This is a genomic window from Thainema salinarum CENA647 (genome assembly GCF_057732415.1).
Window position 1 is genome coordinate 6197283 of sequence record NZ_JBYJZJ010000022.1, and the last position, 20188, is coordinate 6217470.

Genomic DNA, 20188 nt, shown 5'->3' on the forward strand with positions numbered 1-20188 from the left:
ATCTGAGATCGCAGCAACTGCAACCAAAGTTGTGTCTAGGAGCCTATCACTGCACTTCATCATCCTTGGATGGCTACTTCTCCTCAGTCAAAGGGTCAAATTCTTGTCATTGACGATGAACCCGCCATTCGTGCGAGCTTGTCCGATTTGCTGCAGCTAACTGGCTACACCGTCAAAACAGCAGAAAGCGGTTATCAAGGTTTAGACTTGATGACACAGAATCCACCAGATGTCGTGCTGCTGGACTTAAAGTTGCCGGATTTGGATGGTTATCAGCTTTGCCAATCTATTAAAGCGAATACGCAAACCAAAGATATTCCCGTTATTTTTATCAGCGCTTGTCAGGATGAAATGGATCGCGCATTTGACGTAGGCGGAGCCGATTACATTAGCAAGCCGTTTCGTAATCAAGAAGTTATTGCCCGTATTGAAAACCAGTTGACTATTCAGCGTTTGCAAAAGCAGCTCGTGCAGCAGCAGACTCAGCGCCTAATGCAGTTTAGCGGCACGTCACCTCTCCTGAGCCATCTGCAACGTCGCCTCCATCAACAGGCCCAATTGCTGCAGGAACGGAATGCACAACTGCGCCAAGAAATTCAAGAACGTCAGCAAGCTGAAGCAGCTCTCCGGGCTGAGCAAGAAGTGTCTGAACGGTTGCTGCTCAATATTTTACCCAGTGCGATCGCAGAACAACTTAAGCGAGGTGATCCGGGTGCTTTAGCAGAACGGTTGGATAACGTCACGATTCTGTTTGCAGATATCGTTGATTTCACGCCGCTCGCTGCCCGATTGCCACCACTAGAAGTCGTCAGCATCTTGAACCACGTTTTTTCAGCCTTCGATCGCCTAACCGAACATTTAGGACTCGAAAAAATCAAAACCGTTGGTGATGCCTACATGGTGGCGGCTGGAGTTCCTGTCCCACGCGACGACCATGCTGAGGTGATTATTGAAATGGCACTTGCCATGCGCCGAAGGCTGAAGCAAGTCAATAAAGAAACGGGTTATCCGCTGCAAATTCGGATTGGCATCAATACTGGCACGGTTGTGGCAGGCGTGATTGGGCTAAAGAAGTTTAGTTATCGCTCTTCAATGACTCTAGGCAGAGGAAATATTTTGTAGGATTGTAGTTGGAACTCCCCGAAATTGATTCATGAGCCGGATGAGCATCTGAAAACCTCGCGCCAGTTCGGGAATCGGAAACACGTCCAGCCAAGGTTGTAAACGATTTGAACTCACCCAAGGCAAGAGAATTAACCGTAGGTTATTGAGCCAGTTCTTCCATCCGTTGCCCATATTCCAATCTGAATGCTGCGTGAACGAAGACACCACAATCGAGTCATCCTGTTCCGGTGGAATCGCCCCCTGAGGACGCATCGGGGGGGTGTTTAAGGTGACCATCAAATAGGCACTCATCACGACTTCCCACCACTTTTCAATCACAGCATAGTCGGTGACGCGAAAGTCCGCCCAGCCCAGTTCATTTTTGCTTTGCTTGAGACCATATTCCACCCAATTTCTTAGACCATAGAGGTCTCCAACCTGGTGGTAAGAAATGTCCTTAACCCACGTCATCACCATCCAGGTTGACGCGCTAGGTAACGTTTGTGGATCCGTTGTCAATTCCCAGTAGCGCTGGGAACGACGTTGGCCATAAATAATCTCTCGAATGAAGCGAGTTTCACAACGACCATCACTCAATGTTCGCTGATACTGACGCCAGCGATTGCTTCTGACCCGTTGCTCTTTGGGCAAGAGCACCGCATGGTTTGAGCGAATAGCCAACACATACGGGAGCTTTAATTGATGTAATGTCCGCACAAAGCTGCTGCCGCTTTCTCCATAGGCACTATCGGCCAAAACAAGTTCAAACTGAAATCCCAATTCACAGAGTTCTTGAACCATTGCTGCCGCAATTTCGGGTTTGGTGTGATGAGAGTCTCCTGCTTTTAATCGCTCTTTCGGCTTGTAAATTCTAAAACTTAACGGGAAGGTCAAATTGTCAATTACCCCATAAGCATCCACCGAAACAATGCCGTTTTCGATCTTACCTAAGTTGCCGATGTACTGTCGTTTCACATAGTCGGTGGTCTGTCCCTTTTTGCGGTCGCCCGTTTCATCAATGACTAGGATCAATTTTTGTCCCCCTAAGAGACCTAAAATCAGCTCAATGCGTCGTTGCCTGAGGTCTTTAGCCTGCCAAGGTGAGCTGACTAAAAACTGTTGTAATGACTGAGCATTGGGTAGTCCTGTAACCTTAGCAATGGTTGGTAGCGACTTACGCTTGACTTCCGATATCATCCCGACATGCAGATGCTTAAAGGCTTCAAAGCTTCTGACTTCTGCAAACAAGTCTTGGTAATAGTCACAATATTCATCGATGAACCGGACGGTTGGCTTGGCTTGTCGGGGAGCTACCATTGATTCTCTCTACCATTCAGCCCTTTTACTCTAATTTATCTCTGCCTAGAGTCATTGAAGAGCGTTATAGCCGTAGCCATTCTCATTAGGACGCCGCTTGCTTGAGAACCGCTTCCATTGCCTGGCGTAAACTGGTTGAGGAGGGGAGACGCTTTCGAATGCGGCTTTTTAACCAAGCCCAACACTTCTCAATGCGATTGAGGTCAGGAGAATAAGGGGGAAGATAAACCAGGTGAGAGTTGGCGGCCTCAATCAGTTCGGCGATCCGTCCGCCTTTGTGAAAGGTGGCATTATCCACAATCACCCAGTCCCCTGGCTGCAAGGTCGGAATTAAGCAAGTTTCAAGCCAGGTCTCAAAGACCACTCGATTACAAGTTCCTTCAATGGTAAACGGAGCAATCAGCTCAGAGCCTCGATAGCCCGCGATCATATTGACTCGCCCGTGGCGTTGGCCAGATTTGAGGTCGTAAACTCGTTCACCGATAGGGGCATATCCATAGCCGTAGTCGTCGCGCTCATCCATGCCCGATTCATCGACATAGACTAAATGAGTCGCCTTTGGATCGCCGAGTTGAGCTTGAAACTCAGCCCGTTTCCCCTCGTCTCGTTGGCCGTAGCCATAGGTCTTTTTTTTCGCGTAAAGCCAATCTTTTGCAATGCCCGAGACATCGTTCGTTGGCTGATGGGGTCGGGCCACAAGGCGGCCATCTCCGCTTGCGTTTTGTCTTGATGCTGCTTGACAAAGCTGCGAAAGGCATCCCAGTCTTTGATTTTGGCTCTTGGATTGGCAGTTGTCCTGACGTTGGCTTTGAGATGCCCTAGTTCAGCCTTTTGCCGATACCAGCGGTTTATTGTATTGCGGCTGATGCCAAATCCTTCACTCACCTCACTTTTCTTGAGGCCGTTTAACTCAATCGCGTCGATCACTTTTTGCCGAAAATCTTCGCTGTAGGGTTGAGCCATCCAATTCCAAGCGCAAAATACTACCTCTTAACCCTAGCTTATGTCCTAACCTAAGTGGCTACAGCTATACGACCTGTGGGGAGATGCTGTTAACATTGCCAGCCGAATGGAGTCGCAGGGCTTCCCAGGCAAAGTTCAGGTCACAGAGGCTACCTATCAGCAGCTCAAGGATAAATATCACTTCGAGCCTTGGGGCAATGTCAAAATCAAAGGCCGAGGCCGCATGTTGACCTACCTGCTTGTAGGGCGGCTTCCAGATGCCAAATCCGCAAATAATCCAGGTTCTACAAAATAGCGCTACAGATTCTTCATCCTCACTGATTGGTTACAGGGAGCGATTGCACGATGTGCGACTGCTCCTTTTTGCTGCATGATGTCAAAGCGCAATTACTCAACCGATTGTGCCTCTACATCAATGGTTTCCGTGTAATCAGCTGTTGTCGATGAGTTTGGACTCGCATCATAATTTCCAGTCGTAGAGGTCGGATTGCCGGCCTGTAGCGACAGCTTCTCCACCAGCCACTGAGAGAATTCCATCAGTAGAATGGAAATCAAGACAACATCATCTACTTGGCCCAAAATCGGGATTAAGTCAGGCGCAATATCAATCGGACTAACTAGGTACACTAAAGACCCCAGCACAATCCACCAGCGATATTTAGGGTTGCGTAACAAACCACGAAACCCCTGATAAATAAACTGACCAGGGAATTTCATATGCTTCAGCTCCTCGAAAATTCTTAAAATATTTCTTTGGGGTGGCGTATCAGTTTATCAAAGTTAATAAACTTGGATATGCATAGATAGTCAATATTTACGGCCTCAGGTTAGGTTGAACCACAAACCTATCGTTATTTTTATCAAGGGTTTGGCACAATCAATTTTGCGATCGCAGGATTTAACTCAACTCACCCTGCGCTTTTACCAGCATAGTAAAAATTTAAGCATCCAGGATACGTCGTTAATTCGCGTGCCGTAGCTAACTAAAGCGTCATAAACGCGTCATAAAAAGGGCCAGTTAATCCCGAAATCACAGGCAAGGTCGGACGCATCAGCCCGGCAAATTACGGTTTACACAAATGTTACAGATCAAAAACTTTGATTTTCCAATATAAATTTTTCCAGTTTTTTTGAGCATTTCGCCCCTTTCAAGCTCTGATGTCCCTTAAATCATAAGTATGGCTTCAACACAAGACGTTAAACAATATCTGGCCTACTGGTTTCAGTTAGGTAAGCGAGTAATCACTCACAGCGGCAATCAGTCGGTACTGCCTCGACCTGTGATTCGGGGCAATTCTTATAGCCAGGAGTTCGAGGACTGCTGGAACTTAATCTTGTCGTCGGAATCAAAGGATTGCTATCTCGAAGGCACAGAGCAAACCATCAGTGATTTGCTGGAGTCAAATTGGCAAGTCAACTCCTGTGCGCGCTGCGGCATGCCAGTACCTATGCCTGTCATCTATCGGCCAACCGACACGATTTGCCCCTGCTTTGATTTGCCGTTTTGGCCCGACTCTGAAATGCCTCAACCTCGTAAACCAATTGACACGCAAGAGCATCTCTCACAACTGCGATCGCGCTTGCAAAGCTGGAAGCCTAGAGCTGTACCAGATCCCGAATCCACAGAGAACGCAGAACAGGCGAGCTAACTAAATATCACCTCGCAACTCTTAGTCACCAGATAAAATAAGATGTCAAACAAAGGGCGGCCCGTTGTAAACGGACCGCCCTTTGTTTATGGACATGGTTGTATATGTTTTATGGCGATGATTTAGGCGTGACGAGCATCACATCTAGCGGCATCTCATAATCCATGCCGTTTGAAACACGTGTCTCCTGGTCAATTTCAAACGGCTGATCCATAATTCTGCTCAAGATGCGATCGCGCTCTTCTGTATCTGCACAGTCTCGGCAGACAAACCAGAGACGCGAGTCAACCTGAGGCCAGTTCTGTACGGACAGTGCTGCTTCAATTTCGCTGTCCTCAAGCTGAGTATTTTCTGGTAAATCCGCCTCTTTGGGTAGCTCTCCGCTGCTCAGAATATCCGCCTTTCGCTCCAGCAGCATGTGATTCCACTGGAGCCGTTCTTGCTCAGTCATCTCTGACAGCGGTTCTTCTGGTTCCACGGGGTTTGCAGAAGAGTGTCTAATAAAGTAGGCTGGACTGTCACCTTCGTAGTAGCGCAACAGCCCCATATCGGCCCTGGGAATATCGGCAAACTGGCCTACGACATCTCCAGGCTGTTCATTTTGTTCAATGATCGCCGCTGCTGCCTGCCAGTTATCTCGATATGTAGCTTGATAGTAAAACCCGAGGCTGCCAATTATCGCGACGCCGTAGGTAAAAGCTAACGCGATACCTAACCACTTTTTGTGATTTAGAATGCCCAGAAAACCGTGGACGAGCAAAATGATGGAGTAAGGGGCCGTGAAAATGAGGTAGCGAGCAACCCACAGCGAACTGGAAACCCAGGATTTAATCAAAATGGGCAGCAGGGGCACAATTGCCCAGACAATAATCCAAACTAGGCGATTAGAATACCGTCGCCGATTCAGCAATCCGTAGCCTAGAACAGCTGTTAGACCAACGGTATAAACTGCATAGGCTAATTTAAGGCTGAGTGGTTCCACCAAAGCGCTAGACGGCCAGAATGTCGTGAAGTTGGTCAGTTTTGCCATAATATCGAACGGATCCGGCGGCGGTAGTCCTGCGGACCAACTGGCGGAAAACTTTTCGAGCGCTTCTAACAAAATTGGAATAAATGGAATCCACAGCAGGCCGAGAATGACCAAACCAATACCGAATCCCATCAGCAACCGTTTGCGATCGCGAAATCGCCACACCAGCAACATGGCATCTGCCAGCAGGATCATTAGGTTCAGGGGGAAGGTCAAAATGGCCAGTAATCGTAAGACAATCCAGCCAACGATATGCTTAGGCTGAGGCTGCTCTAGCCCGTGAGCCAGTACCAGCGTCCCCGCTAAACAGAGGAATGTACTTAAACTGTACATCCGGATCTCTTGAGCATGGTTGATGAAAATGGGCGAAATCGAATAAATCAGAGCAGCCAACGTTCCGGTCGTGCGATTCAGAACGTACTGCCCAAGCTGATAGATCAGGACAACACTACCCAAGTCAAACAAGACGGCTAGACTGCGCAGCCAGACATCACTGCTGCCAAGGGCCATCCACTGCTGGAGTAAGAAATAATACAGTGGCCGAATACCGGGATCTGACCAGGTAAACACCTCTGCATCCTCGATACTCAGCATTTCGTCGATCCACAAGCTTTCAGCACCGAGTTGGTAAAACCGAAGTGCGATCGCAATTAACATAACAACGGCTAACGGAATCCAGCTAGCCTGAAGATTGACCTGATCTGGCAATTTGGATTTACGAGATAAGGATGCACTCATAACGCTCAATAACTGCTTAAAGGAATAGCTTAAAATCTGGGATAAATTAAAATACGTTGATGCAAAACACTGGAAACACGGTGATTTTGGCCTAGATGATTCCGCCTTAATCGTTATCTATGATTCGTCTATGATTCGTCACTGGCTGCTTGGTGGTTCAGCCACTGCGTTCACCAGCCGTCGCTTCAAATAGCGAAACTAGACGCCCTGATTCTACCGTCACGCTATGAGCCTGATTGACTCGGGCAGCACCCACTTTACCCATTTGCTGGAGTTGGGCGGGTGAGAAATCAAGCGCCGATTGCATTGCCTGCGTGAGGTCTTTCACTGATCCAGCAACGACTAGCCAACCGTTTGCGCCGGGTTCAACTAGTTCTGGAATCCCGGCCACATAGGTGCTAATCACTGGACGCCCCAAAGCCAGTGCTTCCATAATCACGACGGGTAGTCCTTCTGCGAAGCTGGGCAACACCATTGCCCGCGCATTGATGAGCTGCTGGCGAACTTCCGCGCCAGAGGCCCAGCCCGTAATCGTGACATATTCGTTCAAACCATACTGCCGAATCAGCGATGCGATTTGGGGGCGCATATCGCCGTCACCGACCAGCGTGAGGTGTAACTGATGCCCATCTTCAACCAACTGCTTAACGGCTTCAATCAACAAAATCTGCCCTTTTTGTTCACAGAGCCGTCCCACACAAACGAAGTTGGGCTGGTCAGGAACGTTCGTTAATCCCGCTTGGGCAAAACTGGCATCTATCCCACAGCGCACCACTTGAATTTTGGGCCAGTCGGCATAGTCACACCACCGATACAGCTGGCTACGTCCAAACGATGAGATCGCAACCACAAACGCTGAACGCTGAATCTTTTCTGTGAGCCCCAACTCATAGGGATGATCAAACTCCTCCGGCCCATGTACCGTGAAGCTATAGGTGGGGCCACCCAGCATTCGACACAGCATCGCGACCGTGGCTGGATTCGTACCAAAGTGGCAGTGAACATGATCCACATTGGCTTGCTTAAATAACTGCACCAGCCGACAGGCTTCAACTAAATAAGCGAGATGGCGTACAATCCCTCGTTCGGAGTGGCGAATACCCAGTTGAATCGTCATTTTTAACGCATTCAGCCACTGAGGAAAACGGGTCAGACCAACCAGGACAAAGCTCAGCAGTAACCGCACAGCGCCTTCTGCCAGCAGCATGTGCGTCCGCTCTAATTCCTGTAAGTCGTCTGGATCAACCAGTTCAGCCGCGCAGGAACGGATGGAGTACCGCTTGACGGTAACGCCGTGAGATTCGACCCCTGCAATCTCTCGTCGGATAAAGCTATGGCTGACCTTGGGATACTGATTGATCAGGTAGGCAACAATCATAAAACGTTAATGGATATTGCTGGCAGAGTGCGCACCTCTACCATACAAACCCGATCCCAAAATGGTAAAACTCAGCCATTCGGGCTTACAGGATAAAAATATTGTGTTGAATAAACGTAAAGGAGGGATGAATTCTCTTTGAAGAACCCTCTGATCATCAGCAGAATTACGCTTGCGCCTTCATTTGCTGGCGAGTGATCTCCATTTCGGTTTCACACCGAATTCGTTCTGCAGCTTCTTCTTCACGCTTCAGGGCATCTTGCAAATGCATCAGATAGAGCTCCATGCTGTGATCAGCCAAAAAGTCCCAGCTTGGCTGGCCAATTCCAGCCATACTGCCCAGAAGGACATCAAACACTCGCGCGACAAAGGTGCTGTTGTGCCACAGCCGACCACGAAAATTGAAGTATTTCAGCGTTCCGCCATGTCCATACAGCGATCGCAGATTCCAGGGGGCAAACCAAAATCGACGTGACAGCGCCCGCAGCGGCACACGAGGCACAATATCCGTATTATTCACGAAGCGAAAAGCTTGCTCTTTAAAGCCTAAGCTGGTGTTGAAATAGTCAAGGAAAATGCCGTTTCCGGTGCGCGGTTGACCAAATGTATACAGTTTGGTGACTGGAATGCCCTGTTCTTTGAGACTGGTGGCGGCTAGTGTCGCTAATGCCCCGCCGAGGCTGTGTCCTGTAACCCAGACTTCCATATTGGTTCCGGGTTCGGCTTCACACCACTTTTGCAGCGTTTTTGAGACTTGCCGATAAATGCTGCGCCAGCCGCTTTGAAAGCCGTTGTGCACTTGTCCGAGCTTAATGGCGTCTAAGTTGCCAAAACTTTGCAGATTGGCCTGCACAACATCGGCATTGGTGAGCCAGTCCCGCAATTGCTGTGTGCCACGAAAGGCCAGGATGATGCGGTGATCCAGCCGAAAGACAAATGCCTGAGTATCGCGATCGCGACTGTCAAAAAACTGAAATTGAATATTGGCCTGGGCTTTTTCGGACTTCATCTGTGCGTTGTAGCGCATCACTGCCAGGACAAACTCCTTATCGTCATCAATTCGACGATAGTCCGGATAGTGAGTGGGTTTGACCCAGTAGCGCACCATGTCTTCGATAAAATGCTCGTGTTCGTAGACTAGGTAGGCCGCTTTGGCCAGTGCGATCGCAACTCGCGTGTCGTATCCCGGCAGCGGTGGTTTACGGTTGCTGAACTGATGAAAGTCGTCGGCTTCGTAGGGTGGGGGAATGATGGTATAACCATAGCGCTTGCAGAGCGCTTGCACCCCTTTGTATTGGGAATGAAAAATATAGAGGAAGAGCTGATCGTAAAAGCTAGAACCATCAAATCGCCGAAAACTGCGATCGGCAATCAGCCGAATCCAGTTGCGGATATACGGTTCGAAATCTTTTGCACTGACAAGCTTCGCCTCAATCATGGAGTTGAGGTGTTCCAGCCCGTCTAGAAACTCATCAAACCAGTCCCGCAACACCATTTCAATCTGGAAGTCTTGCTGAAAGCGCCGAATCGCCTCCGCTAGATCCAGATCCATAAATTTCTCTTGGGTCTGGGCCTGTTCGACATCGAGATAGACATCCAGAATTTGATTAAAGCCCCGCTTCAGCTTCACCATTTCGCCGTGCCGCCGCAGCGCGTGGCGCAAACGAGTATCCGTCGCCTCGAACACCACCGTCTCACCTGTCACGGGCAGCTCTACCCGCAAATCCCGATATTCTTCAAAATCGAGAATGGACAATACGCGCTGGGTTGACTCTTTTTGGCAGAACTCATGAATAGTCTGCCGCGCCAATTCGGCCCGCTGCCAGCGACCCTGCCGCTGATAGCGCAGCACTGCAATGCCAAAGATGCCTGCAAACGAAATTGCGCCTACCGCAATGCCCCAATAGGCTGCAATCTGAATCGTGCGTAAGGGATCTGTAGAATTCCTTGCCTGAGCCAGGTTTAACGTTTCCACCTTGGGCAGTAACGCAATCTGCTCAATATCAGGATGTGTTGGATTTGAGGAGGAAACTGCGATCGCACTTCCAGCCTTCACGCCAATATCCAAACCAACGGGAACGACAAACCCTAGAAATAAAGCAATCCAGGTCGAACGTCGCAAAATATTCATGGTGAAACTCATCTGCAAAAGGGGCTGCAATGAGCAAGTAGATGCTCCAGATGCCTTATGCTACTGAAGAAATCAGCCGATGAGAACGGTTTTGTATTGGTGTGTTACGCTTCGCTGTTGGTGTTAACTGTTACCGGCTGATGCGCCACTGATGAGAGCATTAATTGCAGGCGCGACGGCTTGCAGGACGGGCGACAAAATCACAACTGAGGCGGCAGCAATCACAATCGTGGTGGCTAATCGAACCACTTGATCCGATGCTTTTTGATAGGTGTCGAATTTAAAGTCGATCTTTTCAACGTCACTTTCGATCTTTTCAACGTCTGTTTCTAAGCGATCGAGTCGCTGATTGAATTGATCCATTTGTCGATTGATCTGTTTCAGCTCTGAGAGCACCTGCTGCTGAAAATCATTGGACATTTCATCTGCTTGCATGGCTCAATCAAGACCCAAAACACGACTTGCCTCTATTGTGCCTGATCTTGATTAAGAACTACTGTTTGCGACCAAAGCGGAACAGCCCCCGTTTCAACGATTTGACCGCATCTTCAGCCGCTTGTGTTTTCTCCGTGACAGCATTATTAGAGGTTAGTGCCTGCGTAATCGTTGCAATTACAGCCGATTCCTCTTCGGTGACAATGCCGTCAGCTTCAGCAATTTTTTGGCACTGGGCCAGCAGTGGAATCGCAAAATCTTGATTCACTTGGGCGAGAAGCTGCTCCAGCGGTGTTGGTGTCGTATGTTGCCGCTCAATCACCTGAATTGAAGCTGGACTAAAGTTGAGCCGTTCTAATTCCGGTGCGATGTTCTCCCAAGATTGCTCCGGTTGCCCTGCAATCACGACATGGGCCAGGATTTGATCCATGATGATCTGCTGTGCGATCGCAGTTTTCAAAAATTCCTCAGTTTCTGCCTGAGCTTCAACTATTGCTTCCCTATTTGAAGTTGATGGATCAACTTTGGACTCATAAAAATGGCAAGCTGCATAGCCAACGGTATAAAGTGCTACGGCGTTAGTACTTGCACCAACAACAGCGCCTGCAACAGGGAGGTTTCGTAACAAACTAAATCCTGTTTTGAGCGCATAGCTGCTACCAAACGACAAACCAAAAATGGCTAGAATTTCACCTTTTCGGGCTGGATCATGCAAATCTAATCCATAGGCGGCAGCAATTTGATAGCCCATTTCAGCTTGAATCGCAGTTGTTGCAGCTAAATCAACGGCAAACATCGCTGCGGCAAAACCTGGTACCATACTGCTTGCCATGCCGGAACCACCGACATACAGCACTTTCTCCATCATGATTCGATGGGCGATTTCGCGGGGAGATTCGTTGGGATATTTCTTTTGAAGCTTTCTAACTGCTGTTTCAGCTTTGACGACATCAACTTTATCTAAAATGGGCAGCAACCAGTCAAGATTGACGGCTTTCGTGAGTGACTGAAGTTGAGGACTGTTTTGCACTAGTTCCACAACATAGCCTAGGCTGCCTGCAAGCTGATGAGGCGAATTACTCAATAAATTTGTTGTTCCAGCGATAGCTTGTCCACCTTGAATCGCTGTGTTGCCAACCGTCGTTGCCGTTCCTACTACCGTTTTTGAGATCGCACCACTACTTTGAGTTGCAACGTTTCTTACAGCACCAAGCATTCCCCCTATCCGCGCACCCCTCCGTCTATTTTGTTGAGGCTCAGGTTCATCGGTTTCAGCCTGAGGCTGATCTGATGCAACATCAATGTTTGCGTTCTCGCCTTCATTTTGCTTCTTGACTTGAATCGACTGTTCCGCATGCCAGACTGGAAAATCTTCACCCGTAATCCAGGCATATACTTTGATCTGCTGCACTGAATCAATTTGCAGTTCTGTAAACAGCCTGTTCAGTTGCAGCATAATAGCGGATTGATCTAGTACAGAATCCGCCTCTAGTTTGAGGTGTACGCCTTGTTCTTTAACGCTAACCTTGATTACGGCATCCTCAATCTGAAGTGTTTGGTCAATTAGGATTGAAATTGCTTCAATGTCGCCTTGTTGAGCCTGATTGAGGAGCGTGGATTTTTCAGTAGCCATAATCTTGTTAGGGGAAGAACGACGGTCTATTTTCTTGTTCTAAAGTTCCCCTTCTAATCTGGATAATCCCAACCCTAAAAAGCGACTTTGTCTGAAACCTTTACAAAAGATGGCATTTTTTAAAGCGATCGCACATCCACTGCATATGCTGCCACCAGTGATAGCCACCTGCCCAGTTGCGCGAGGGTAAATGCCCCGCAGGAGCTTTGCGATCAAACTGAAGATAGGGTGTGCGCGTCGAAGCAACGGGCCAGCCCACCTGCTCACAGAAACGATGATAATCCTCGCCCAGCGTAATGTAGATCCGCACTTGTGGGCTAAAGCCGAACTGCTGCCGACTGTAGCGTGTCCATAACCAGTCCAGCTTTTCCAACACACCGCAGGGAATGCGATTCACATCATCTACTGTCAAACCCTGTGCCGGACGGCAATTTGTGGCTTCACATAGCAAATTCAGCGTTTCCAGATCGGCTTGTTCCCAGTTATTGGCAGTGAGAGCCTTTTGCAGCGCCTTGTAATTCAGCTTTGGCGGTGGCACAACGGTGGGTAAAGCCGTGGCAATTCCAGCTTGCGATGTCGGTAACTGAGCCACTGGCGTGACTGCCACCCGCGACACAGCAGACCGTCCGTAGCGTTTGACATCCAGCAGCACCTCCTGCACCGATTGGTAGCGCTGGCTGAGCGAGGGATGCGTCAGCTTTTCTAGAATATGAGTCAAGCCATTGCTAACGCCTTGATGCGACGGTAAATACTTGTGCCACTGCCAGCGATCGCAGTTGACATCATAGAGTTCAAACGGCGACTGCTGGGTGAGCAGGTGTAGGCAGGTCGAACCCAAGCTGTACAAATCACTCGCGGGTAAGCTCTTGCCCCGCTGCTGTTCAGGAGCCATATATTCGGGGCTGCCGACTACGGTTCCGGTCAACGTCGGCTGATCAGCGGTGATCACTTTGGCAATACCAAAGTCGATCAGGATTAAACTGCGATCGCACTGTCGCCGCATAATATTGGCGGGTTTGATATCGCGATGCACCACCTGCTGCTGATGAATAAACTGCAGCACGGGCAGTAATGACTTCAACAGTTCCCAAATTTGAGCCTCGGAAAATGCGCCTTGTGCCTGCAATTCTTCCTTCAAATTTTGGCCGTCAATCCACTCCTGCACCAGATACAGCAGTCGATTTTGTTCACAGTAGGCCAATAGTTTCGGAATCTGGGCGTGAGCACCCAAGCGGTCGAGCTGTTCCGCTTCTCGATAAAACAGCTCCATTGCCTTCTGGTTACTGCTCGCCTGAAAATTTTGGAGACACAACTGTTTAATTACGCAGTGAGGATGAGACGGCAAATCTTCATCCACGGCCAAAAACGTACGGCCAAATCCACCCTGGCCAATTACCCGCACCGGACGATACCGATCCTTCAGCCACAGTTTTGTGCCGCAGGTGCGACAATACTGGGCCTCATCCGGGTTTTCCGGCTGAAAGCATCCGGGTAATAAACAGTAGGTCATGGCAAGCGAGGGACGTAAGGTGAGAGGAGTAACGTTTAGAAACTCCTCAATCATTCAGGCTGTGTCTTTAAAGTATCCTGCTAACCAGCAATCAGCCGCTAGGCTTGCAACAGATAGCAACTTTACAGATGAAACCTGAGCAATCTGAGTCACAGCTCATCCTACTCATCGGCCTACCGGGCAGCGGCAAGTCCACTTGGGCGCAGGCTCTCCAGCAATTTTCGCAGCAGCAGCCCGACGCGCCAGCGATCCTGATTTCAACCGATCGGATTCGGGCCACCTGTTTTGGCAATGAGGCGGTTCAAGGAGCGTGGCCTGTCGTATGGAGAGCAGTCGAGCAGCAGTTTCAGCAGGCCGTGCAGCTCATACAATCAGGCCAGTCTCGCTATGCCATCTACGACGCGACCAATGCCGCTCGGAAGCAGCGCCGCTTAGTCACTCAACTGGCCTATCAGGTTGGCTTTCAAATGGTCACTGGCATGTGGATTGATACACCATTAGCCCTCTGCCTTGCCCGCAATCAACAGCGCGATCGCACTGTGCCCGAAGCCGTCATTCTTAAAATGCAGCGTCAGCTCTGGGGCGCGCCACCAAACCTAGATGAAGGGTTGTCCAGGCTCGTCCAAATTGGAAGTCAGCAGGTTCCCACTGTAGAAGATGTGCGGTTTATCTGCGATCGCATGTTTACTCAACATAATGAGTGACGCAATACGCTACGTTGGCCGAAAACACGTTACCGTTGCCCTGTTGTCATGCGGGACAGATTCATGCGTCTGACGTTTATGCGAGGGTTTAACCCAGTTCAACCACGGTGGAAAGTTGCGATCGCACTTTTGCTGGTGTTCGGCATTGCAGTACGGTGCATCAATCTGGAGCAGAAGGTCTACTGGCACGACGAGGTCTTCACCTCCATTCGAGTGTTGGGCTACAGCCAAGCCGATATTGAAGCCGTGGCATTAACGGGAGAGCCCGTCCGGGTGGATGACCTGCTACAACTCCAGCGACTATCCCCCGACAAAACGCTGGCTGATACGATGACCGCACTCGTCAGCCATCCCGAACATCCGCCACTGTACTATCTCCTGCTGCGGGGTTGGGTGGCCGTGGCAGGTGACTCCATCACCGCAATTCGTAGTTTATCGGTGCTGTTTAGCCTGTTGGCCTTTCCCCTGATGTACTGGCTGTGCTGGACACTGTTCCAATCCGCTCAAGTTGGCTGGATTGCGATCGCACTGCTCGCCGTCTCGCCAGTTCATCTCCTCTATGCTCAAGAAGCACGGGAATATAGCCTGTGGGTCGCCACCATTTTGCTAGCCAGCATCACGCTGATGCAAGCTGTCAAGCAACCCAATTGGCGCAGTTGGAGCATATACGCTCTTGCCCTCGCGACCGGATTGTATACCACATTACTCACGGGAGCCGTTGCGATCGCGCATGGCCTCTTCATCCTAATCACGCAGCGCTGGTCGGGATGGGCTCAATGGCGCAATTTCCTACTGGCTGGAATTAGCTCAATAGGGCTGTTTAGCCCCTGGCTCCTCGTCATGCAAACCCAGTCTAACAACCTGGAACGGGTCACCCAATGGACGCAAGTTCCAGCCCCGCTATCATTCCTCAGCAAAATTTGGGGATTACACTTCAGCTCAGTCTGGTTTGATGTAGGCTTGCCGTTCGATCATCCGCTCAATCACGTCGTTATCGCACTGGCGCTGGCGCTATTGATTGGCAGTTTGTACATCACCTGGCGTCGCGCTGATCGATCGGCGGCTTGGTTCTTAATTACGCTGGCCGTCATTCCCGCTCTGTGCCTCATCCTGCCAGATGTACTGCGCGGGGGACGCGTGTCTAGCATGACGCGCTACTTTTTCCCAAGCCTATTAGCTATGCAGATCGCACTCGCGTTTGGCGCGAGTTGGTTGCTAAGCACCAAAGCTCAAGCACGACAGCGGTTGGGGCAAATCGTTTTAGTCGGATTGATTACGGTAGGTGTAGTTTCAAATATTGCGATCGCACGTTCTCCCACCTGGTGGAGCAAAGTTGTGAGCTACCCGAATGCTGGCATTGCAGGTGTTATTAATCAGTCAAACCAACCGTTGGTACTCATTCCCAGAGGAGATACTGCGGTTGGCAACACCATTTCACTCAGCCACCGATTAGATTCTGATGCTTCAGTTCTTCTATTAGATGCCGCTATTTTGCCCGCCTTACCGACCGATACGGATATTTTCCTAACCCATCAGAACGATGGTCAAATATTTGCAACGCTTGAGCAAAATGGAGTGCCGTTTGAAATCGTAGAAGCACCCAATGTTTATGAACTATGGCGCGTGCTTCCAAAATAACCTGAGCAATAAAAAAGCGTCCCTCGCAATGCGAGGGGCGCTTTTCGCTATTCATTCAAGCACGAATGCACTGGGTGCAATTAGCCGTTGATGGCAGGCGCTTGAAGAGCGACAGGCTGTGCATCAACAGACGCCAGGTCGAGCGGGAAGTTGTGAGCATTGCGCTCGTGCATCACTTCCATACCCAGGTTCGCCCGGTTGATCACATCCGCCCAGGTGCCAATCACACGACCCTGAGAGTCGATGATGGACTGGTTGAAGTTGAAGCCGTTCAGGTTGAAGGCCATCGTGCTGATGCCCAACGCCGTGAACCAGATGCCCACCACGGGCCATGCAGCTAGGAAGAAGTGCAAGGAACGGCTGTTGTTGAAGCTCGCATATTGGAAGATGAGCCGACCGAAGTAGCCGTGGGCTGCCACGATGTTGTAGGTCTCTTCTTCTTGACCGAACTTGTAGCCGTAGTTCTGAGACTCGGTCTCGGTAGTCTCACGTACCAGAGAGCTGGTCACCAAAGAACCGTGCATCGCGGAGAACAAGCTGCCGCCGAAGACGCCTGCCACACCGAGCATGTGGAAGGGGTGCATCAAGATGTTGTGCTCAGCTTGGAACACGAACATGAAGTTGAAGGTACCGCTGATTCCCAGAGGCATACCATCAGAGAAGGAGCCTTGGCCCAGGGGGTAAATCAAGAAGACTGCAGATGCTGCTGCAACCGGTGCAGAGTAGGCGACTGCAATCCAAGGACGCATGCCCAGACGGTAAGAGAGTTCCCACTCACGTCCCATGTAGCAGAAGACGCCAATGAGGAAGTGGAAAATTACCAACTGGTACGGGCCACCGTTGTACAACCACTCATCAAGGGAAGCGGCTTCCCAGATGGGGTAGAAGTGCAGACCGATAGCATTGGAAGAAGGAACAACAGCACCGGAGATGATGTTGTTGCCGTACATCAGGGAGCCAGCTACGGGCTCACGGATGCCGTCGATATCAACGGGGGGTGCTGCAATAAATGCAATCACGAAGCAGGTGGTCGCGGTTAACAGGGTGGGGATCATCAACACGCCGAACCAGCCTACATAGAGGCGGTTATCGGTGCTGGTTACCCACTGACAGAACCGCTCCCACAGGTTGGCGCTACTGCGCTGCTGTAAGGTAGTCGTCATAGTGAAATAAGTCCGTTATCTACGTTGTTTGAGTGAATGCGCTCATCTGTAAAAGACGAACGGCTTTGTTATGTATGTACTTACATTAACGAAATTATTGCGGTTTGTAAAGGAATATTAGATAAGTTCTATCGATAGAGGGAATAAGTTGGGGATGGTTAAAGCGAAAAGCCTGCAAACGCTGAGTTACGAATGCTGTGCAGAATATTACAGGCCTGGGGGCAGGGGAGCCGGGGGAGCAAAATTCTGTGAAGAATGTAAAGAAGGTTTTGCACTCAAACTCGCAACGGCTATGTTTTAGCCACAGTCGTCACCTTAACCTGAGTGTTACGGGTCAGAATACGGGCACGAAACAGAATGCGCAGCATCAGCCAGAGTGACTGAAGTTCACCAGGAGTTTTCCAGCGCTTCCACTGGCCCGGACGACAGTAGAGCGTTTCGACGAGACGTCGCTGATGCTCAAGGCTGTAAGGTGCAAACGAAACTTGAACACAGGGAAATTCGCCATCCATACCATCACCAACCAATGTTCCCTGTAGGTGAAGCTGTTCCTCAACAATTTCCAGCTCAACGGGCAACGTTTCACCTCTCGACAGCCGGGGTAAGCCGCCCTGAGTGACGGCGATTTGCGCGCCTGTTTCAGAAATCATCGTGGTGATGCCCCACCAGGTTTGATCAGACAATTCGCCGACCGCATCGACAATCCAGAGCCGCACCACTCGCCGTAAGTCGAACCAAGTATAGACATCCAAGAGCGGAGTATCCAGCAGAATGATCAGCGTGATGCCTAGCATTAAGAGGTTGTAAGCGCTCCAGATCCAGCCAACTCCCATGCCGCGAATCTGCGCTGCCATTTCGGGCGGCACCGTCGTCAGCCAGTTGCCCTTGACCATACACATGCCCAAGTTGCGCCACAGGCTAAAGGCCGTCAGGACAAACGTAATCACCAACGGCCAAGCGAGTTTCCAGTTGAAGTTAAAGCGATCGCTAGCGCTGCCTTTGGGCGTGACTTTGAACCCACCTCCATAAAACGGCAGAAACATGGCTTGTAATACGGTGATCGCCAGCGGAAACACCAGAACGAGCGAGTAAACATCTGAAAGCAGGGCTGAGCGGGAATGGCGATTCAGCCAAGCGAATACCGTAATCTGCACTAAATAGTAGGGCAAGAAAAAGTACAGTAATTCCGTGATGGACGCCCGAATCGGAATGACGCCAAGAAATGAATAGGCCAGCGGCATGAGTAGGAACACAATTCGCGATAGGCTGGTAAACCAGTGCAGAATGCCCTCAAAATGGCCTAGCCGCTGCATCAGCGTTAAACCTGGAATCGTAAGCGGGTTGGAGTCAATAAAAAAGGACTGTAGCGTACCTCGCGCCCAACGTAAACGCTGCACAGCATAAGCAGCAATACTTTCAGCCGCTAATCCCGCACTCAGCTTTTCGTCCAGGTAAATAATGTCATATCCTTTGGCGGCCAGTTGAACGGCTGTAAAGTAGTCTTCGCTGATCGAATCTGTGACAAATCCGCCTGCGGCCTGTAGCGCACTGCGGCGCACCACAAACGAGGTACCTGAGCAAACCACACTGCCTGCTCCATCTCGCATCGGTTGAATTTGGCGATAAAACACCTCTTCATCCGGGGTCAGAATGTCTTCCAAACCCAGATTGCGGGCAATCGGATCGGGGTTATAGAAGCTCTGTGGGGTTTGCACTAAGGCTGTATTCGTAGTCTGAAAGAAACCAACCGTGCGCTTGAGGAAGTTGCGCGTCGGCACAAAGTCAGCATCAAATGAGGCAATCAGTTCACCCTGCGTTTGTGCGATCGCATGGTTAAGATTGCCCGCTTTGGCATGGTCATTATTCGGACGGGTGACATAATGGCAGCCCAGTTCCTGCGCCAAGGATCGAATTTCAGGCCGACGGGTATCGTCCAGCAGGTAAACCGTTTTGCTGGGGTAGTCCATCGCCTGACAGCCAATGATGGTGCGGCGCAGGATAAACGCAGGCTCATCATAGGTGGGAATCAGTACATCAACCGACGGCAAGTAGGTACTTTCCGCAACGGCAACCGCCATTTCGTCTGCTTGGCGGTGGCGATCGCGGGCACGCAGGATCAGCACAAGCTGGATGATGCTGCCCGTCAGCCCCAGCAGTTCCATTGCAAACAGACCTAAGCTGAAAACACCATTTAATGGCGTATCCAGATTCAATGTTGACAGCGATCGCCACAGCAGATAGCGACCGACCAGCAGCAACAAAATCGACACCACGATAAACCGCGACCAAGGGCGCGGTTCGGGTGAAATTTTAGTAATCGCAAAGGCCACCAAAAACAGCACTACCATAGGAGCTAGCAAATAGCTGGTGGTCATCATCGGCACCTCTAGCCAGATAGGCGGTTGCTGCTGGAGCATATTAATTTGGTTAAAAATGGCGTTGATTCGCCCTTCTCCGGCAAACCAAGCTATGACCACCGCACCTGAAACTAAAACAATGGCGACCATGACAGCCGTAGCAATGGGAATACCCAAGATGCCACTCGGACGCCGCTTGGTTTGAGGAACGCGATCGCGTTCCAGTTTTTCTAGAAAAGTCATGATTTCCTATGACAAACAGCCCAGCCTATAGAGGTTTCATCAGTTACGGAAGAACAATCAATGGCATGGTGAAACCATCAGGAATAATGACATATCACTCAGTCGCGTTGAATAATGCAGTGATAAGTATTTGCTGCCCTATTTCGTTTAAATAAAGACAGTAGAATTCGACCGCGATCGCGTTTTTATTGCTTC

At 50.0% G+C, this 20188-nt stretch carries 16 protein-coding genes; 5 read left to right on the top strand and 11 right to left on the bottom strand.

The window, feature by feature from the left end; all coding sequences use genetic code 11:
- Positions 1-69 precede the first annotated feature (69 nt).
- Positions 70-1122, top strand: coding sequence for an adenylate/guanylate cyclase domain-containing protein (locus tag AC286M_RS33985; protein WP_488208609.1), 1053 nt, complete (start codon positions 70-72; stop codon positions 1120-1122).
- Here AC286M_RS33985 and AC286M_RS33990 read toward each other — a convergent pair.
- Together AC286M_RS33990 and AC286M_RS33995 are read right to left on the bottom strand one after the other, a co-directional pair.
- Positions 1099-2421 carry an IS701 family transposase gene (locus tag AC286M_RS33990; RefSeq protein ID WP_488208610.1) on the bottom strand — a complete coding sequence of 441 codons (1323 nt, stop codon included), beginning with the start codon at positions 2419-2421 and terminating at the stop codon, positions 1099-1101. The genes AC286M_RS33985 and AC286M_RS33990 overlap by 24 nt on opposite strands.
- Positions 2422-2506: 85 nt before the next feature.
- A protein-coding gene (locus AC286M_RS33995; RefSeq protein WP_488204631.1) for an IS630 family transposase occupies positions 2507-3384 on the bottom strand; the annotation gives its coding sequence in 2 pieces (ribosomal slippage) (positions 2507-3052 and positions 3055-3384; 876 coding nt in all).
- Positions 3385-3457: 73 nt separating this feature from the next.
- Here AC286M_RS33995 and AC286M_RS34000 point away from each other — a divergent pair.
- Positions 3458-3679 carry an adenylate/guanylate cyclase domain-containing protein gene (locus AC286M_RS34000; RefSeq protein ID WP_488208880.1) on the top strand — a complete coding sequence of 74 codons (222 nt, stop codon included), beginning with the start codon at positions 3458-3460 and terminating at the stop codon, positions 3677-3679.
- A 92-nt stretch (positions 3680-3771) separates the two neighbouring features.
- Here the strand turns inward: AC286M_RS34000 and AC286M_RS34005 are convergent, their stop codons facing one another.
- The gene (locus AC286M_RS34005; RefSeq protein ID WP_488208611.1) at positions 3772-4101 is read right to left on the bottom strand and encodes a YkvA family protein; all 330 of its coding nucleotides are present in this window, start codon (positions 4099-4101) and stop codon (positions 3772-3774) included.
- Between the two features lie 461 nt (positions 4102-4562).
- Between AC286M_RS34005 and AC286M_RS34010 the strand changes: the two genes are divergently transcribed.
- Positions 4563-5033 (top strand): hypothetical protein, encoded by a 471-nt coding sequence (locus AC286M_RS34010; protein WP_488208612.1) that lies wholly within the window; start codon positions 4563-4565, stop codon positions 5031-5033.
- A gap of 109 nt (positions 5034-5142) precedes the next feature.
- On the opposite strand, the gene AC286M_RS34015 is transcribed toward AC286M_RS34010, so the two are convergent.
- The 6 genes from AC286M_RS34015 to AC286M_RS34040 form a co-directional block, all read right to left on the bottom strand.
- Positions 5143-6801: a glycosyltransferase family 39 protein gene (locus AC286M_RS34015; RefSeq protein ID WP_488208613.1), complete on the bottom strand. Its 1659-nt coding sequence runs from the start codon at positions 6799-6801 to the stop codon at positions 5143-5145.
- Positions 6802-6958: 157 nt separating this feature from the next.
- A complete protein-coding gene (locus AC286M_RS34020; RefSeq protein WP_488208614.1) occupies positions 6959-8179 on the bottom strand; it encodes a glycosyltransferase family 4 protein in 1221 nt (406 codons plus the stop codon).
- Positions 8180-8345: 166 nt separating this feature from the next.
- The gene (locus tag AC286M_RS34025) at positions 8346-10310 is read right to left on the bottom strand and encodes a lipase family protein (protein WP_488208615.1); all 1965 of its coding nucleotides are present in this window, start codon (positions 10308-10310) and stop codon (positions 8346-8348) included.
- Positions 10311-10433: 123 nt separating this feature from the next.
- The gene (locus AC286M_RS34030) at positions 10434-10745 is read right to left on the bottom strand and encodes a ssr2422 family thylakoid membrane protein (protein WP_488208616.1); all 312 of its coding nucleotides are present in this window, start codon (positions 10743-10745) and stop codon (positions 10434-10436) included.
- 58 nt (positions 10746-10803) lie between these two features.
- Complete coding sequence (locus AC286M_RS34035) at positions 10804-12378, bottom strand: hypothetical protein (RefSeq protein ID WP_488208617.1); 1575 nt, start codon at positions 12376-12378, stop codon at positions 10804-10806.
- 100 nt (positions 12379-12478) lie between these two features.
- Entirely contained in the window at positions 12479-13888 is a 1410-nt protein-coding gene (locus tag AC286M_RS34040) for a protein kinase domain-containing protein (protein WP_488208618.1), read from the bottom strand.
- A gap of 128 nt (positions 13889-14016) precedes the next feature.
- Between AC286M_RS34040 and AC286M_RS34045 the strand changes: the two genes are divergently transcribed.
- Both AC286M_RS34045 and AC286M_RS34050 read left to right on the top strand, forming a co-directional pair.
- Positions 14017-14592, top strand: coding sequence for an AAA family ATPase (locus AC286M_RS34045; RefSeq protein ID WP_488208619.1), 576 nt, complete (start codon positions 14017-14019; stop codon positions 14590-14592).
- Positions 14593-14655: 63 nt separating this feature from the next.
- Entirely contained in the window at positions 14656-16230 is a 1575-nt protein-coding gene (locus AC286M_RS34050) for a glycosyltransferase family 39 protein (protein WP_488208620.1), read from the top strand.
- A gap of 80 nt (positions 16231-16310) precedes the next feature.
- On the opposite strand, the gene psbA is transcribed toward AC286M_RS34050, so the two are convergent.
- Both psbA and AC286M_RS34060 read right to left on the bottom strand, forming a co-directional pair.
- Positions 16311-17393: a photosystem II reaction center subunit D1 gene (psbA, locus tag AC286M_RS34055; RefSeq protein ID WP_488208621.1), complete on the bottom strand. Its 1083-nt coding sequence runs from the start codon at positions 17391-17393 to the stop codon at positions 16311-16313.
- Between the two features lie 290 nt (positions 17394-17683).
- Positions 17684-19993 (bottom strand): glycosyltransferase family 2 protein, encoded by a 2310-nt coding sequence (locus tag AC286M_RS34060; RefSeq protein WP_488208622.1) that lies wholly within the window; start codon positions 19991-19993, stop codon positions 17684-17686.
- Between the last annotated feature and the right edge of the window lie 195 nt (positions 19994-20188).